Source organism: Brevundimonas sp. CURTG3B2_SDJG (assembly GCF_057364705.1).
This window is the reverse complement of record NZ_JBNFOJ010000489.1, coordinates 1-1,219: the sequence shown is the minus strand read 5'-3', so window position 1 is coordinate 1,219 and position 1,219 is coordinate 1. Positions and strand designations below refer to the sequence as shown.

The following is a 1,219-nucleotide window of genomic DNA, read 5'->3' as shown; positions in this document are numbered from 1 at the left end:
ATGGCCAAGGAAAAGTTCGAACGCACGAAGCCGCACTGCAACATCGGCACGATCGGTCACGTTGACCACGGCAAGACGACGCTGACGGCGGCGATCACGATGACGCTGGCGAAGGCGGGTGGCGCCAAGGCGATGAACTACGCCGACATCGACGCGGCTCCGGAAGAGAAGGCGCGCGGCATCACGATCAACACGGCGCACGTGGAATATGAGACGGCCAACCGTCACTACGCGCACGTGGACTGCCCGGGCCACGCCGACTACGTGAAGAACATGATCACGGGCGCCGCGCAGATGGACGGCGCGATCCTGGTGGTTTCGGCGGCCGACGGCCCGATGCCGCAGACGCGCGAGCACATCCTGCTGGCCCGTCAGGTCGGCGTGCCGGCGCTGGTGGTGTTCATGAACAAGGTCGACCTGGTCGACGACGAGGAGCTGCTGGAGCTGGTGGAGATGGAAGTGCGCGAGCTGCTTTCGTCGTACCAGTTCCCGGGCGACGACATTCCGATCACCAAGGGCTCGGCCAAGGCCGCGACCGACGGGGTGAACCCGGAGATCGGCGAGCAGCGCGTGCTGGAGCTGATGCAGACGGTGGACGACTACATCCCGCAGCCGGAGCGTCCGATCGACCTGCCGTTCCTGATGCCGGTGGAAGACGTCTTCTCGATCTCGGGCCGCGGCACGGTGGTGACGGGTCGGGTCGAGCGCGGCATCGTCAAGGTCGGCGAGGAAGTCGAGATCGTCGGCATTCGTCCGGTGCAGAAGACGACCTGCACGGGCGTGGAGATGTTCCGCAAGCTGCTGGACCAGGGCCAGGCGGGCGACAACGTGGGCGTGCTGCTGCGCGGCACCAAGCGCGAGGACGTCGAGCGCGGCCAGGTGCTGTGCAAGCCGGGCTCGATCACCCCGCACACCAAGTTCGTGGCCGAGGCCTACATCCTGACCAAGGAAGAGGGCGGCCGTCACACGCCGTTCTTCACCAACTACCGTCCGCAGTTCTACTTCCGCACCACCGACGTGACCGGCATCGTGCACCTGAAGGAAGGCGTGGAGATGATCATGCCCGGCGACAACGCCGAGCTGAACGTCGAGCTGATCACCCCGATCGCCATGGAAGAGAAGCTGCGCTTCGCCATCCGCGAAGGCGGCCGCACGGTTGGAGCCGGCGTGGTCTCCAAGATCACCGAGTAATCGGGCGATACCAGTAAACGCGTAACAG

At 65.4% G+C, this 1,219-nt stretch carries 1 protein-coding gene; it reads left to right on the top strand.

Annotated features, from left to right (window positions below; all coding sequences use genetic code 11):
• Positions 1–1,191 carry an elongation factor Tu gene (gene tuf, locus AC2W7C_RS18135; RefSeq protein ID WP_486002598.1) on the top strand — a complete coding sequence of 397 codons (1,191 nt, stop codon included), beginning with the start codon at positions 1–3 and terminating at the stop codon, positions 1,189–1,191.
• The last annotated feature ends 28 nt before the right edge of the window (positions 1,192–1,219 follow it).

Coding starts and splice junctions, on each gene's coding strand:
- tuf (WP_486002598.1), top strand. CDS start 1: ATGGCCAAGGAAAAGTTCGAACGCACGAAGCCGCACTGCAACATCGGC.